The following is a 16,860-nucleotide window of genomic DNA, read 5'->3' as shown; positions in this document are numbered from 1 at the left end:
CGACAACAAAACGCCCCATAAAGGCACTGATGCTGTTCTCATAGCCAAAAATCACTTGCAGAGTGCTGTTGCTTGAGAAAACCTCTAAATCATTGCCACTATCATCAAACTCTGCTTCAAATGTATCGGCTTTATTACACAACACATTGATTTATAATGATAATTTACTGTTTTGTATATTGAATGAGAGACCCGAATATTGTAAGATTCTCTCATTTCAAATCTGTTTATATTGCTGAAGTATTTTTTTCAATTTTTTCCTCAATCGTATTGTGTAAAATTAAAATAATCGGGATAGCTATAAAACAACAGATCAAAATAAATAAGCTAAAAATACATATAAAAGTAAAGATATCAAACTCTCTGCCCCCATCCAATACTTGGATAATGACCTTATCCAACATCTGGATAACAAAGTCTACTGCCAAAATGATAACAAATATGCAGATGATTATTTTATAGTCCTTCGATGAAAGGACCATAACTTCTTTAAACGCTAAAACTTCAGATTTTTTATCAAATGCTGAAGAGACTCCCAAAACCTTATTATCTGGATTTTAAAGCGTCTCATGAAATGGTTATGTTTCTTGTATTGTCATACTGGTCTCATTTTTTTCTTTCATTTTCGGAGCGTGTTTCTGGTGATTCTCCATATCTTTTCCATCTATCTCTTTCCGCTCTTTGACAGTTTCTGTTACACAAAAAACAAAGAGTCCCTATAATAACCATAACGGATATGATGAGTACTATTGCAAATCCCACCGTTCATTCCTTTTTCAATGAAATCGTTGTTCATCATCTCATGCATTTTTCCTCATTTGCATTAATGAACAACTTTGCTGTTTTCTTATCGAGATATTTTCTTCAAATTTTGAAGCCTATTGTTTAAACTATCAACTTCGTGATTGAGCCTTTCAAGTTCTTTATTGAGTCCATCAACATGTCCATGATGTTCAGAAATCACTTCTAAGTAATGTAACATTTGAGACTGATTTTTATGCTTATTTGCTTCACCTAGCCCTCGAAAGGCTTCTGTCCTTTTCTCAACATGCTCAAATAAAGTAAAAGCCTTCTCGAGCCGCTCAAAAACCGCATCATTGCGTTTTAGAGTTGTTTGATATTTATAAGAAAGTTGTTTGTTGTTTGGCATATTTTTCAGCAATGCCAAATAGAGTTCCTGCTGTTCAAGAGCTATTCTCTTCAAGTCGTCTATCATCATATTCAATATTTTCATGGTATCGTTCCATCCCCGTTCAGCATTTTCTTTTTCAAACTCGACTGAATCCAACTTTTGAACAGCATCATCGCGCTCCCTAACCACTTTGGAACAAAATAATTTATCTATACCCGTATAGCCATGCGAGGTAGACAAAAAATATGGTAGCAAAAATATGATAAGCAATAAGCCTTCTCTAAACAGAACTTTTTTTGTAAACATTTTTTTATTTTTCTCTGAACACAACAATTTAAATAGACATATAAATTAATATCAAAATATTCATAATGAAATTTATTAAATCTATTTTAAATAATCTACAATAAAAATAAAAAATGATAAGTTGTACAACAATTAAATACGCTACACATAGAGTAAATCTATAAAAACTAATTTATTCAACAGAGTAGCCATGGAATTTTCTATCTAGTTTTATATCTCTAGAGGAGTAATTTAATCTTTTATCCATGACTTTAAAAGAGTTTAATACGATGCTATAAATAATTCAAAAATGATATTTTGATTAACAATCATATTAACAATGGTGAAATAATGAGTAGACAAAACAGATAAACACAACCAATAATATTGAATGGTATATAGGCTACTTTATAATATAGCTTTGTTTTTTATCAGCAGCAGTAAAAAAGTTTGTGTTTTTTATAAAAATTGAAATTTATTCATTTTTTATCGTATATTTTATGTTATCTTCCTTAAATTAATTAAAAGATCATAGAGTTTTAATCTGATGAGATGCATTTTTCTCAAGCGGCATTTTTAGAGAAATGTTGATTTAATCAGTGAAGACAAACAATGAGCAAAGTTATAATTTGAAAAGACAGTATATAATATTTATGATCAATGATCTAAATTAGAGACATGAATTGGGGGAGTTTGATCTTTCTTACAGCACAGTAGCTCAAAAAAACAGTAGATGAAGTTTAAAATTCACCATTACCCATCATAAGATGAAAGCTTTCATCCCACGTTTGATTTTTTTAAACTATTTTCTTGTCCTGTCTGTAATATCTAAAGAATATCTTCAAGCACTCATAAGCACTCTTTTAGGTTATCATTTCCATGATCAAAGTAACGGTTATCGAGCTTCCATTCCAGATACTGTTTTGCAAAAGGAAATCGTCATTTCAGGATACGGAGGGATTTATGTATTTAGTCACAATGTATCATGCACCCTTCCTCTTATATCAGAAATTTAATTCTTAATCGTAATGACGGGATTAAAAAGCACCTTGCGAGACAATCTTTTTAATAAATTTTTAATAAATAAAGTAAAGATGAATTCTGAAAAAAACTTTTTTAGACGTAAAGTGATACGGAGAAACAGTCAGAAAGAAAGGGGGGGGATTACAAATGTTGATGACTATAAAAAAAGATATCAAAAAATTACCAAAAACCGATTTATGGATCATTTGTGCTATTTCACCTGATCAGCAAAGAGAATGGATCAGTAAATGGTATATAAAAAATAAACAAGTCTCTATAAGTTCTAATTATGTCAATGATCTTGCCGTCCTAGGATCATTTTACAGATCTAGACAAAATGATTGCTATGAAAGCAACAGCCCCACAAGCAACTCCCCTCAAAAGATGACAATCTCATTTATGAGGCTTATGTTGCTCCTCATAATCACTTTAAAATTGCATCATTTGCTCTCATTAATACGCTTTGAAGTCTCATATAGACTAAGGGACCTTTTTAATTTTGGGGTGGTTATGGAAGCCATCTTTCCACTGATCCCTGAATGGGGATATGAAACCGCTACCTTTTCACAGAAAAATATTCTTTTCAGTGGAAATTCTTATTGTACAATCTATGGAACAACACAATGAACAGACCACGCGCCCTTGCTCTCAACTATGGCTCCTATAATGCTGTCCGCATGCTGATCGGCGTTTACCATGCTATTTTTTTAATGTCCATGGGAGTGAGTCTGGCGCAATTAGCTCTGCTTCAGGTTGTCTTTTCCACCACTATTCTGCTGCTTGATTTTCCCTGTGCTGTTTTATCTGACAGATATCGGCGTAAATATTCCGTTATGGCTGGGGTCTTTATGACAGGAGTATTTTATCTTCTATGCCTTCAAGCTCCCAATATGACAGCACTTATTATTGCGCAAATTCTCTATGCAGCGGGCATTTGCATCATTGTCAGCGCCATTGACGGATGGATTTACCATTCTCTAGGCGATAAACAGGATCACTTTTCGCATTATGCTCATCTCTACCACCAGGTTAACTCTTTCGGAAGTATTCTCAGTGGGATTGTAGGAATTGGAACGATCTATTACTCTGGACAATATTTTATGGGATATATCATCTCATGCCTCATGATGGGATTTATTTTTTTGATATTCCTTATTGTTCCTGAAGAAAAGAAAACGACAATTGAAACGTCCAAAACAAAAACAATCTTGCACAATGCCAAGGAAACGCTCTGGATATTTCAAAATACAGTAGGAGGAGCATGGTTTATTTTCCTCATGTGCCTTTTTAGCGCTGGTATTCAGATTATTTATCATTTCTGGCAACCGATAATACTTTCAGGGGGAAAAATTCATCACCTCAACGGTTCGCAAATGCTCGTCTTGATGTGCTGCCATATTGGAGCCTTTTCAGCACAATATTTTTCAAATTTACTGATGTCTAAGTATCATGTTCTTGATAAAAAATATAAGAATTCTATAAAATATTTTTCCTTCTTTTCTGCTCTGATGTGCATAGCGCTCTATTTTTTAGTTCATAGCCATCAAACTGCTGCATCAGTCATCGCCTTCTCTTTAATCCATGGATTTATTTGCACTGTACCGATCGGAGCAAAAAGCTTATTTTTCTCAGAACTGAACCAAAAACAAACGCAACATATTTCTGGTATTGTTGGTGCTGTCTCTTTTAGCGGAAGAATATTTTCAATTACAGTATTAAGTATTATTTCTTTTCTTCCTGCAAAAGTTTCTCCATCTTACTACCTAATATTACCGACCATTACTTTTTTCATGTGTGGTTTGGTTGTCATGAAATGGATGAAACACTCTCACAAGTCTCTATGAAAGGAAAATTTTAAAATTATCACCTACAATATTTTCTTCTAAAAGAGATCGATACTTTTTTGAGAGCATTGCCACATCCAACTTCCAACATACAATGCAAATATAAAGCAATATGTTGATTTATAATCATAATATACCAAACTTGAATATTGTAAGATTCTTTCTTTTCAAATCTATTTTTATGGTTGAAACAATCAAAATCATTTGCTTGCATATCCATAAGTGGAGAAAGCCGTATAGATAAAAACGATTTAGAAAAGAAAAAATGCCTTTTATGAACTCTCATAGTCAAAATCTATAACAACAGGAAGGCAGATATATAATATGCCTCTTTGCATTTTCATAAGTATACAAATGGTGTGGCTTTATAAGGCTTTATGTGTCTCACAAAAACTTTTGTGTTTTATACCATTTACGAGGTGGCGTCGCAAAACAAGCTTATATACATTGAAAGATATCTTTTTAAAACAAGTGCATAAATTGCCAACACAAGTATATTTGTGTTTAGAACATGCTTTTTATATGAGAGGCATAATCCCAACGGGATAAACAAAAGCGTGAGATACGCAATCTTCATTATTTAAAAGACACGACCATAGAGATTCATGAAAGTTGTAAAACTGAATTAATAAGATGATGATAAAAATGGGAGCTCATTTCCATCTTTTCCGTTTTCATATTTTTTTCAAAATTAAAAGATCCTTCCGTTTTTAGAAATAACTCGCTAACAGATATATACAATATTTTCTCCCCTATTTGATATATAAAAGCTGACATAACCGATAAAGCAGTAAACCATCTTAAATATTGATCTCAAATATGCCGTTGTATAAGGAATAGGTGTTGATTGACACGCAAAAGCAAAAGCTTAGTAAAACAACGTCATAAAATAATAAATATGCCACCAAACGATTGAAACGACATAGGGAGATCAAAAACACTTTGTAGAACCAAATCCGTAACATATCTAGCTTTACGGCCGCTTATTCTTACAAACGTTCATGCTGCTCCCTATATCCATAAAATAAATAAGCAATCCTTAGCTAAAAAATATGCAACGTCAATGTGATTGCTATAACAGAGCTTCGCTTTCTCCTTTATCAACAATAGCAATTTACATGAAACATCTTGCGCTTAAAATATCCCCCATTGGTTTTGCTTTAGTTTACACCATTAGAAAAGAAATTTTTGTACCTTGTTTCATGAAACATAAAATTAAAAATCAACACAGGAATTAAGAAAATGAGCAACCACACGCGCTGCTAATACAGGTATTACAATTTCGCACATAAATTTAGATAGAAGGAAGATAAAATAGCACCACTCTATAGCAGAGTAGCTGATAGAAAACGCCTAGCAAGAAAAGAAATCAAAAAACTTCACAAAATTGAGATTGGTAGAAAAGCAAATGAGCACAAATCACTGAAAACAAAATTCCTATACACAATCAACTGCTTTTATAACAATAGATGGCGGAGAGGAAGAGATTCGAACTCTCGAGAGCCTTTTGAGCCCTACTCCCTTAGCAGGGGAGCGCCTTCGACCACTCGGCCACCTCTCCAACAGAGAGGCATAAATGGTATCAACAGAAAGTTCAAGACATTTTCGATTTTTTTCCCAAATATCTGAAAATTTTTCTCCTATTGATCCCATAGGGAGCAAAAGTTAATAAAACAAGAATTGTGTCTTTTTTACCACAGCATCTCGAATAGTACATATATATATTACAAAAAGGTAATTTCATATTTGAAACTCTAAAAAGATTAGTTATAGCTAAGATAACAAGTGCTGCGTATTTTACTTATGTCTTTGTCCTTAATGCGTTAGGCAAATGGTACTCTTTAGAAGAAATTTAACCGGACCGCGGAGATCCCATATGAATATTAAATCCCTCTTTTTAAGCTCTACAGCAGCTTTTTTAGCAATTTCTGGAGCACATGCTGCTTCAACAGTTATCGCCGAACCCGAACCTGTAGAATATATTCGCGTTTGTGATGCCTACGGAAAAGGATATTTCTATATCCCTGGAACAGAAACCTGCATGCGTTTATCAGGAAATGTTCGTACTGATTTTATAGGCGGTAATAATATCGATGCAACAACCGAAACTGAACTAAGAGACAAAAGAAAAACCTACGGCGCCGCATCACGGCTCACCCTTGTTTTTCAAGCAGCTTCTGAAACAGAAATGGGAACACTTCGTTCATATGCAAGAATTTATTCAAACTGGGGTGATGGTAGAGACAACGCTGCTGCAAAGCTTGCAGCCGCTTACATTGAACTGGGTGGTTTTCGCGTAGGTCTTGATGACACAATTTTCAACAGCTGGACTGGTGATTATGGAGATGTTCTCAATGATGACAGCATAGCGCCTGCCGGCACAACACGCACCAATTTTATTTCCTACACCTTTAATGGTGATTCCGGCTTTTCTGCTATTATCGGCGCTGAATTAGGCAATAATGCAGATTCTCTTCCAGGAATAACAGGATACTACATTGATAAAGATGATAAGCTTGTTTCTATCACTGAGGGTACTCTTCCAAGTAAAGCAATTAAAAATTACACCCCGAATGTGATTTTGGGTATAAAGTTCATGCAAAAATGGGGTGGTTTTTCAGCAGTTGCAGCATATGATGCTTACTACAAAAAGTGGGCTGGAAAAGTACGTGCAGATTTCAATGTCAACGATCGTTTCAATCTATGGGTAATGGCTGGTTATAAAAATGGCCTTGATTACTACACAGTAAATACAAAAAATGAATTATCACGACAAAGCACAACGATTTATGCAAACTGGGGTGGTAAATGGGCTGCTTGGGCGGGTGCCACTTACAAGCTTACTCCAAAAGCAAATTTGAATGCTCAAGTTTCTTATAGTGCTGTAAAAACCTTTGCAACTTCTGTAAATATTACATACACGCTGGTTCCAGGATTTGTGATTACACCTGAATTAACCTATGTTTCTTGGAATGATGATCGCGTTGTGACGGATAAAAATAATGATGAAAAACATTTATTCAATAAGAAAAGTGCTTTTCAAGGTATGATCCGTTTACAGCGTTCATTCTAATCCTATTTAAGCTACAGCTTTTAAAAACTGGCAACATGGTTTGCCAGTTTTTATTTTTGGAATCAAATATCATGAATATCTTTTCCTGATACGTATTGTCTTGTCTCTCGGAAAAAAACGACTTAGTTTCATAAAACTACTCTCAGAAGATTAACCCTGATATGCTTGATAAGAGCACTTTACACGGGCGTTTACACATCACTTCAAACATAATCTCTTCCTTGCCCTTTAAAGCATGAGCAGACCCTTTTGCTTTATGACCAAATTGGTCTTTCTTAGCAATTTACTTCTAACCTTTGTTAATTTAGGTCATGAACTTCTCTGGTCAATTCTGTACTGAACAGATAAAATATTGAAAAAAACAAGACATCATTGTGTTTTTGATATGCCTGAATGTGTCTTCTATCAACACTCTAAAACACAATGTTTTATAACACGGCTTCATTAAAAAACTTAATCATCAAGAAACATGCTGTCAAAACGATGCAAATATTCCCTAAAGCAATAAAAGAGAAAAGCGATATATCTTCAAAAAATGAATTGACCTCTTCCCCTTCTAAAGAATAGAGCCCCTATCAGTAGCAATCTGTAAATACCCCTATTTTTCCTGAACCTACATCACATTGATTTATAATCATAATTTATTATTTTTCATGTTTCAATCAACCAAAACCTTTCACTTGTACAACAAGCGGAGAGAGCCGTGTGAATAAAAACGAGTAAAGAAAACCCTTTTATGAATCGTTTTAAACTCCAAGGGTTGTCGTAACATTGAGATCTGACAAAGTGTACGATAGTGCTAGGCACTTTTATTAAGCATAAAAATGAGGATACACTTCATAGAGGATTTTAGATTATATTCTCTATAAACGTCGCTGTAAAATATGTGTTGTAATACGCATTAAAAGACATTGCTTTAAAACAAGCATGGAAATATACAACACAAGTCCATTTTATTTGAAGCGTTTTATCCTGCGTAAGGAGCATGCCATCATATACGCAACATCTTGACTTTACGCGTTTTTAAAGGAAGAAAAGAAACCGTAAATTTAATCTCTGCAAATCATAAAGCATTCTATAGCTTTATGTTTCCATAAAACGCCTTATACCGTACAGGGGATTTTTTACACGATTAATGCCTTTTTTACATAAAGCCCATTGGCAAAAAGAAGCCTCTCTTGATAAGAAAAAGGCTTACACGTCATCATAACCATATTTTCAATTAAAACGCATTGAATTCACGGAAAATATTTATCAACCAATGCATAAAGAATTGCTGCTGTTTCAACATCTAGAATCCCATCATAATTTTCTTGACGAAAATGAAGTTGAAATGCTCGGATCAAATCTTTGTATCCTGTTTGGGGACACGCAGCAGAAATGTCATATCCATAACATTTTAGCTTCGCCAAAACATCTTCTTTGGGTGGAAAATTCTTAGAGAATTGCTCTTGATAATGACTTTTTAGTTCATCATCATACCATGCTCCTATACCTGCCTTATAAAGTTCTTTCCATGGAAAAGCTGCTCCTGGATCACTTTTTCTTCCAATGGCAATATCACTATGTCCCACCACATCAGTTGGCATAATATCGGGATACCGTTGAAGAATATTTAAGGCAAGTTCCTTAACGGCATCAATTTGTATTGGATTATAAGGAGGAAATATCCCCCCCTCATCATGATAAGCCATAAAACCAACTGTCTCTTCTGGAGACTCAGAATGACCCGTCGCTAAATTAACGATTTCAATCCCGATAGACGCATCATTGAGATGACTATGCCCAGCCCATGAACTCACACCCGCATGCCATGCACGCTCATTTTCATCGACCAGATTAAAAATACGCATGTCCTTAAAGCCTGCCTCACGATATGTCTGCTCTGAAGGATCAGGAACAAGATAGTGTGCACTAACCTTTTCTCCTGTAAGCGCCATAATCGAGGCTTTAAAATCAAGAGCCGTATAATGCATAACGAGAAAACGAACGCGACGATTAAAACTCTTGACAGAACGATAACTGTTGTAATCAATCTGATACATAAAAGCCCTTTCTTTGTTGCTTAAAAAGACCACTGCGCACCACAACAGATAGGACACGAACTGTTAAAAATTTCGCAATGAACTTCCTAATCTAGATACTAAGAATTACGCCTAAAATTTGTTCATCAAAAACATTGACACTCTTATCAACAATTAAGACACATTTTTATTTCTCCCCCACACACGCGTAAAATGTTTTTAACCACATTCACAAATACACCGCATTAAATCTTTTCCCCAAACAAATTCCTACAAATTACCAATCGAAAAGAAAACAAAAGCGTAAAATGATCACTCATTAAATCTTCACGTCTTACAGAAAAAATAATTCTTCCTGTTATCAAATTGAAAAATATCGCCCCTCGGAAGCGAACACCCAACGATCATGCAATCACACAAAAACTTAAAGGAAAAATTTTATGAGCTCTTTACAGCAATTTATTATCAGATCACGGAACGGCACATGTTCACAATAAAACTCTTCACGGACATATTGTTCAATAAAATTTGCAAAGCTTTCCTGTAAATGACACAATTTCTTGTCTTTTCACACCATCGCTTTTTGATTTACAAAGAATCTCAATTATCTACAACGCTTGAGGCACATGAAGTCTCTGGATTCCTTGTCATCAGCTCTATGAAATATAACATATTGATTTATAATCATAATTAATCATTATAAATATTGAATGTAGCGAACCTAATATCGTAAAGTTTTTCTTAATCTTGAATCAATCAAAGTCATTTAATGACACATCAAAAGAAAGTTTAACCTATAGATAAAAACCACTGAAGAAAAGAATAAAAATACTTCTTATAATAGAACGTTTAATAATTTAAGAAATATTGTTACGTCCCCATAGAGGTTCATTTTTTCTTCTCCGTTTTCAAATATCTTTTTAAGACAGCCCAAGCTGCATATTCTTGTAAGACGACACCTAAAAGTGGTCGCGTATAGGGAAAAGTAATATGATCCTCACCATAACCTTTCATCCGTATAGCCATGGTAGCATGTCCAAGGCTTTCTGCTTGATTTTCTAATGTCTCCAATGAAGGCTCTAGGCTCACTTCAACCTCAAGCAGTGGAATATCTTGTTTACCTTTTTCTATGGGCTGAAAATATTCTAAAAGCCGCGGATCATTGGCAGACCAATGAACCTCAACGTGCATTGCTAATTGTTTACAAGCAGTAGTAACTTCTGCACCAACCAAATAGGGGTGAAAATGACTTTCAAATTCTTCCACGAACTGTTGTTCCAAGGGCGCTTCTGATTGACCAACAAGCTGTACAAGAACATAGGGGCTTTTCCATAAAAAATGCCGTTCAAAGGGTTCATTTTCAAAATGATCATCCACCCACTGCGCAATTGTACTTTCATCAATTCCAATCAAAGTCCATGCATACCCCGCACGCGATACAGAAGAATATTTCTTCTCATTGTGTTCTAAATAATTCTCTAAAAGCGCAAGAGCCTGTGATGGTGGACCAAGCAAAACAACAAGCGTACTTCCATCGCAAGAGAGATAAAAGCCTGGTGCTGTGCCTGTAGGATTATCAAGCACGGTTGCTGTCTCAGGAAACAATGCTTGACGCGCATTACTCTTATCCACCAAAATCCCTAATCGTTGTAATTGACCTTTTATTGTTTGCCAAACATCTTCATGATGTAGTAAAGGCTGCTTTACAGCTTGAGCAACTCCATCGCGTGTTATGTCATCTGATGTTGGTCCCAATCCCCCACTGATAATGATAAGATCTTCTTGTCCAAGACAAGAAACAACAGTCTCACTGATTTGCTGTAATTGATCAGCACAAACAAAATGACGTGTGACTTGAATATTTCTCTTGTTCAAGCTTTGGCTTAAATCTTGTAAATTCGTATTCAAATATTGTCCTGAAAGGAGTTCATCACCAACAGTGATAATCGCCGCACGACAAACAAAGACAGGCTTCACAAGAGAATTGCGAACAGCTTCAGCCATTTGACGGGTAGAGGCGACACCTCCAAGATCATAGGTAACGGTTTTTCCAGCACGAATAACCTGATCAACACTCTCAGATAATTGTTTTGCTGCATCTTTAAAGCCTAAATGCTCTAAGAGTAAAGCCGTGGTATAAAGCATCGCAGAAGGATTTGCTTTATTTTGTCCAGCAATACGTGGTGCGCTTCCATGAACAGGTTCAAAACAAACAATCTCGCTCCCCACATTCGCATGAGATGCAAGCCCCAATCCCCCCATTATCCCAGAGCCAAGATCAGAGAGAATATTGCCAAACATGTTTTCAGCAACAATCACACCAAACCGCTCTGGCTTGGTTGCAATCCACAAAGCAACCGCATCAACATTATGAATATCTGCTTCAATTTCCGGATAGTTTTGCGCAATTTTCTCAAAAATTTCCTGAGCAAATTGTCCACTTTCTCGCATAACATTGGGCTTATCAGCAAAAGTAACGCGCCTAAAGCTATATTTCCTTGCATAAGAAAAAGCATATTCAAATAACCGCTCTAAACCAAAGCGTGTCTGCAAACGGACTGTCCACGCAGCTTCCTCAAGCCCATATTTTGTCAAATTTGGATGTTTTAGCCAAACGGCTTTTTCAGGAGAAATACCCCGAAAATCCAATCCAGCATAAAGGCCTTCACTATTTTCTCTGATAACACAAAAATGAAAAGGTTTTCTCGGACCAAAGATGTATCTTACAGGACGTATATTTGCAAACAAACCTAACTTTTGGCGAAGTTGAAGTGCGGGAGCAACATAGGCAAGGTTTTTCTCTTTTAAATGCGGAGCAAGTTCTTTTAAAGCCGCTTCTTTTCCTTTATTGGTCACAGCACCAAGTAAAATAGCATCACTCTGAGTAATTTTTTGCCAAGTCGCTTGAGGGACAGAATTTCCTTCCTGTTTCCAACATTCAAAACCAATATCACCATAAGTCAATTCAATCGGCAATTGAAATTGCTCTAAAACCATCAACGCAGCATCACAAACCTCTGGTCCTATCCCATCACCAGGTAAGACAAGAACTTTCTTTTTCATAGTCCCTCCATCCACTCATCAATGACTGCATCCGTCATAGTAGGATTATCCTCCCACAAACGCGTACCAGCACCAGAGATAAGCTTATATTCATGGTTCAGATTATGACTTTTTGTCTGATTATCTACCGTTGCAAGTTGCGACTTTTCTCCCACTAAAGCTAAAAACTTCCCCTTATACTTAACTATTTCATCTCTAGCATCTATTTCTAATAAGAGTTTAAACCCTCTTGTCATGCGTTCAATTGCCACGCTTTTTTGTTTATCGGGAATCTCCAATAAAACTCTTTTTTTCATAATGCCAGAAGGATGCATAAAACCATTGAGTATTTCCAAAGCCCCCGATAAATCATTATTTTCTAAGGAGGCAAGAATATCTCCAAGGCGCCGTTGCAAAACCTTATCTGGATAGCCAGGTGCATTCACAGCAAGCACAGCTTGAACATTGGGAAGCTGGGCTGCCAATATTTGTACCAATGTTCCAGCCATAGAAAATCCCACAAGCACTGCGGGCTCTTTAAAATAGCTTTTAAGTTTTTCTGCCATAAAAGATAAAATGTCTACAGCAGAATAATTGAGAACATGAGAACCCTTAGGAAAAAGAGAAAGCGTATCCAGCAGAGCGACAGGGAATCCTTTTGTTGAACATAGCTTTGTCAATGGAGAACAAAAAACACCACCATCCCAAATTGGCATTACAGGAGAAAGAATAATAATAGGAAGTCCCATTGATCAATTCCTCCCCTTATTTTTAAACATGCATTAGAGCCAGAACTTTTCCTACCCAATATAATGAAAATATGTTGAAATTCTATGCTCATATTCTCCCCTCATAATAATCGATTTGTTAAACTCAAACTAAGCTTGTAACAAATTTTAAACCCACTCAATCCAGAAACTTAATAAAAAAAATTCATCTAATGTACAGGTGCCCCATTTGTGTAAAACATCAAAAGCATTTCCGCATAATGCTTTCTTTTTATCATTTCACTCAGCTTATTTCTGAAGTCATAAAATGACGCGCTTTTTGAATATAAATGATAAAACCAATCATACAACACACAGCTAACAAAGTTGCCATAGCCCGTGGGCTATGACCAGAGATTTTTCCGATAACCGCTGCACTGAGTGCCGCACTTCCTAATTGCAAAGATCCCATAACACCAGAAGCCGCTCCCGCAGCTTTCGGATGCGATGAAATAGCCAACGCTGTTCCTAACGGCAATAAAAAACCATTTCCAAAAGTAAGAACAGCAATAGCCATAAAACTTGTCACAAGGGGCCATGGGCTTAGATACATTTGCAAAGCAAACAGCACACCACCTATCACAAAAATAATGTACCCTCTGCCCACAGTTTTTTCCATAGACTCGCGTTCAAAAAACCATCGCGCCAAAAGATTTCCCAAAATATAGGGAAACGAAACACCAATATAGCTATAACTAATGTGTATCGGTGATAACCCCAAAGTCGTGAGTAAAAAAGGCGACTCCACAATATAAGCAAAATAGGCAGCGTAAGAAAAACACGGAATAAGTGCATAAAAAATAAATTGTTTATTTCTGAAAACACCTAAATATGCCTTCATCAATCCTACCGGAGAAAAATGCTGCCGCCTTTGAGGGGGTAGAGTTTCGCTTAGCACAAAACAACATAGCAAAATGGTCAAAAATATAAAAAAGCTTAAAAAGATAAAAGTTGCCTGCCAATGAAAAGCCTGTATCAAAAGTCCACCAATGAAAGGTGCAAGTGCTGGTGACATTCCAATAAAAGGGAAAACAATCAAATAAAGTTTTCCAGCCGCTTTTTTATCCAACAAATCATTGATAATTGCACGACTTAAGACAAGTCCCGCACAAGCACCAAGACCTTGCAAAAAACGTAACACAAGAAAAGCGTGAATATGAACCGTATAAATCACACCAAGTGTCGTAAATAACCACAAGAATAAGCCCAATAGAAGTGTTTTTTTACGCCCAAAATTATCACTCAGCGGCCCATAAATGAGCTGTCCAAGTGCCAATGCCAACAAAAAAACCGCCACTGCACTTTGAATTTGAGATTGTGTCACTTGATAATATTGACGCATATCGCCCAGTGCTGGTAAAAAAATATCGGTAGAAATCAAACCTCCTGTTGATAAACATACGATAAGTATAATGAATGGTAATGTATATTTATGTTTCATCAGGAAAGTCACATTTCTTAAATTTAAAAATATTTAAATTTTACGTTTATAGAAAAATAATAATTTATATTTATAAATATAAAGCTATTTTAACTTTATCCACAGGGAATAAAATAATCAATTTTCTTTATTCTTTTACTTTATTCGAGAATAATTCAGCTTGTTGATACATAAATCCAGTGTATGATCCGCACGCACACACTCAACACGTAAATAAACACTTAGTGCTTCACTTTATAATTAATTTTAAAGCATAGCAAATCGCAATTTTAAAACTATACGCAAAAGAAGCTAAAAGATCAAAACTCTCCTTCAGAGATATATTTCCCAATCCGAAATAGCGCATTTTGTTGTATTCATGTTGCCCTATCTTCATCAGCTTTTTTCATTGATATCATCAACAAAAACGCTCCCAAACTCTATCCCTCTCCATGACAACAACATCACTTTCCCGACAACATCTTTTATCAGAAGTGGTTTACAACGCTCAAAGAAAAAAGAAGCCACAAACTCCCTTTCCTCAAAACTCCCCACGCAAATATTATTGTAACAATACAGCATATAATAATGGCTCATGGAGAAGTCTTTATCAACACAAATAATTGAGCAAATAAACTTAATAGCCCACTAATATCATAAAGCAAATTGTGCTTCTATCTCGCTCTAAAATCTAAATTCATCTTGTCCATTTTGTTAGAATTTCATTCTACATAGCCAGCACAAAGTTTATTGCCTAAGCTATTGACAAACATGCTATAATAAAAATTTGATAAATCATTCTGCATCTAATTTAGAAAGCAAGGAGAAGCTAGTAATGAATATAACAGAACGAGCCACGTAGCAATTACTTGGACCTATTAAAGTGGAAGGAAAGACATACACAGAAATCACCTTACGCCGCCCGAAATTTAAAGACTTAAAAGCAATACAGAGCAAAGAAGGCGACGAGCAATCAATCGAAAAATCGCATGTCTTTCAGGGTGGTCCTATAATGCCATCAGTAAACTTGGTGTTCGTGATTTTTTAAACATTAAAGACATTGACGGGCCTTTAATTAAAAAAAAAGTATTAAAAAAACTTGATAAAATGAATACAATCATAAAAATCCCATCCCTAAAAATCCTATCCTTAGAAACTCAATTTTCTAAACATCTCAAAAACTTTATAAACAAAGTAAATGCACCCATAAAAAGCATAATGGATGAATGTATTTTAATCGACAGTAAACCCGAAAAATGCACAAGTAACCTTTACACAAATACATTTGAAACAGAAGACATGACAACTGCAAATGCAAAAGTGAAAACCTGTAGCACCTATGAACCGAGTACAGTTCATAATCCCTACGTCATAAAGGTGGAACGCATGACCTTTACAAAAGGCACTTTCTTAGTACAAGATGGTCCATCGAACCAAATTTATCTCTCAAATCAAAGTGCTCTTACATCATATAAAAAAACTGCGGGCGAAACTAAAAAACAACCTTTGGAGAGAATCTCGAAACTTTTGGACATTGTCTCAAAACTTTTCAACTTTCCTCTCTGGTTTTGGGAGTTTTTACTCAAAGAACTTAGAAAATTTTTCTAGCATTGTTTTGATATAGAGCAATAAGAGAAGGAAAAACAGCTTAGAACACTAATGTTTCTTCCTTCTCTTTTATCTCTCATAGCTTTTTGAATTGAATACTTTTGATATTTATTTTGAATAATTGAAGCATTCTTTTAATTATAAGTACAATATAAAAAACTAAAATTTTAGAAGACGCGCTGTTTTTACAAAAAAATGAATAATAAAATAAAGACTCCAGAATTTTACTTTTTACCTTCAAACATAATCAATGATGGAAAAGCGTTTACAAAGTTTTCCTCAAGCAGTATCTGGGACATTACTTGAAAGAAAAGCATTAAGAGAGCTTACTTTTAAGCTAAGGGGGAAAGATTAAACTTCACAACGACATTCAATCTTTTAAACATTGCAGTACAGAACGGGAAAAGAGAGCCATACCCCCATAGACCGTTTACCCCCCATCAACTAAAATTCTCGATAAACTGGTATTATCAGTTCTAGACTGGAGTCATGTAAGAAGAATTTTAAGTAATGATCACCGTCTTGTTTTCGATGTTTTCTGTCCTTTTTGGCGCATATCTATTCACTTTTGGAACATAATTTACAAAAAGGCATTGTATCTCCAGCATATTCAAGGAGATAAAACATGGAAACTCGCATTCC

General features: G+C 35.4%; 10 protein-coding genes, 1 tRNA gene and 1 pseudogene. 5 read left to right on the top strand and 7 right to left on the bottom strand.

From position 1 onward, the window contains the following. A pseudogene (locus ACFILY_RS08330) lies at positions 1 to 136 on the bottom strand (late control protein); the annotation flags it as partial. Positions 137 to 847: 711 nt separating this feature from the next. Continuing rightward, positions 848 to 1,438, bottom strand: a complete 591-nt coding sequence (locus ACFILY_RS08325) for a DUF5930 domain-containing protein (protein WP_375637843.1) — start codon at positions 1,436 to 1,438, stop codon at positions 848 to 850. Between the two features lie 1,155 nt (positions 1,439 to 2,593). Here ACFILY_RS08325 and ACFILY_RS08320 point away from each other — a divergent pair. Then, on the top strand, positions 2,594 to 3,067 hold the full coding sequence (locus tag ACFILY_RS08320; RefSeq protein WP_375645327.1) for a hypothetical protein: 474 nt from the start codon (positions 2,594 to 2,596) through the stop codon (positions 3,065 to 3,067). Beyond that, positions 3,064 to 4,284 carry an MFS transporter gene (locus tag ACFILY_RS08315; RefSeq protein ID WP_375637842.1) on the top strand — a complete coding sequence of 407 codons (1,221 nt, stop codon included), beginning with the start codon at positions 3,064 to 3,066 and terminating at the stop codon, positions 4,282 to 4,284. The genes ACFILY_RS08320 and ACFILY_RS08315 overlap by 4 nt, the downstream gene beginning before the upstream one ends. A 1,470-nt stretch (positions 4,285 to 5,754) precedes the next feature. Here ACFILY_RS08315 and ACFILY_RS08310 read toward each other — a convergent pair. Then, positions 5,755 to 5,845: transfer RNA gene (locus tag ACFILY_RS08310), tRNA-Ser, on the bottom strand. Between the two features lie 315 nt (positions 5,846 to 6,160). On the opposite strand from ACFILY_RS08310, the gene ACFILY_RS08305 reads away from it, so the two are divergent. Then, entirely contained in the window at positions 6,161 to 7,357 is a 1,197-nt protein-coding gene (locus ACFILY_RS08305; protein WP_375631641.1) for a porin, read from the top strand. Between the two features lie 1,238 nt (positions 7,358 to 8,595). Here ACFILY_RS08305 and ACFILY_RS08300 read toward each other — a convergent pair. The 4 genes from ACFILY_RS08300 to ACFILY_RS08285 form a co-directional block, all read right to left on the bottom strand. Further along, complete coding sequence (locus ACFILY_RS08300) at positions 8,596 to 9,402, bottom strand: N-acetylmuramoyl-L-alanine amidase (RefSeq protein WP_273791536.1); 807 nt, start codon at positions 9,400 to 9,402, stop codon at positions 8,596 to 8,598. Positions 9,403 to 10,269: 867 nt separating this feature from the next. Continuing rightward, on the bottom strand, positions 10,270 to 12,444 hold the full coding sequence (locus tag ACFILY_RS08295) for an isocitrate/isopropylmalate family dehydrogenase (RefSeq protein ID WP_375637841.1): 2,175 nt from the start codon (positions 12,442 to 12,444) through the stop codon (positions 10,270 to 10,272). Next, complete coding sequence (locus tag ACFILY_RS08290) at positions 12,441 to 13,172, bottom strand: alpha/beta fold hydrolase (RefSeq protein WP_375637840.1); 732 nt, start codon at positions 13,170 to 13,172, stop codon at positions 12,441 to 12,443. The genes ACFILY_RS08295 and ACFILY_RS08290 overlap by 4 nt, the downstream gene beginning before the upstream one ends. A 262-nt stretch (positions 13,173 to 13,434) precedes the next feature. After that, positions 13,435 to 14,631: a multidrug effflux MFS transporter gene (locus tag ACFILY_RS08285; RefSeq protein WP_375637839.1), complete on the bottom strand. Its 1,197-nt coding sequence runs from the start codon at positions 14,629 to 14,631 to the stop codon at positions 13,435 to 13,437. An 862-nt stretch (positions 14,632 to 15,493) separates the two neighbouring features. Between ACFILY_RS08285 and ACFILY_RS08280 the strand changes: the two genes are divergently transcribed. Then, positions 15,494 to 15,658, top strand: coding sequence for a phage tail assembly protein (locus ACFILY_RS08280; RefSeq protein WP_375637838.1), 165 nt, complete (start codon positions 15,494 to 15,496; stop codon positions 15,656 to 15,658). Positions 15,659 to 15,717: 59 nt separating this feature from the next. After that, complete coding sequence (locus ACFILY_RS08275) at positions 15,718 to 16,218, top strand: hypothetical protein (RefSeq protein ID WP_375637837.1); 501 nt, start codon at positions 15,718 to 15,720, stop codon at positions 16,216 to 16,218. Positions 16,219 to 16,860 lie beyond the last annotated feature (642 nt).

It is taken from the genome of Bartonella sp. CL25QHWL (assembly GCF_042195335.1).
In the GTDB taxonomy this organism is placed as follows: domain Bacteria; phylum Pseudomonadota; class Alphaproteobacteria; order Rhizobiales; family Rhizobiaceae; genus Bartonella.
The sequence above is the reverse complement of the archived record's forward strand: the minus strand, read 5'-3'. Positions and strand labels throughout refer to the sequence as shown.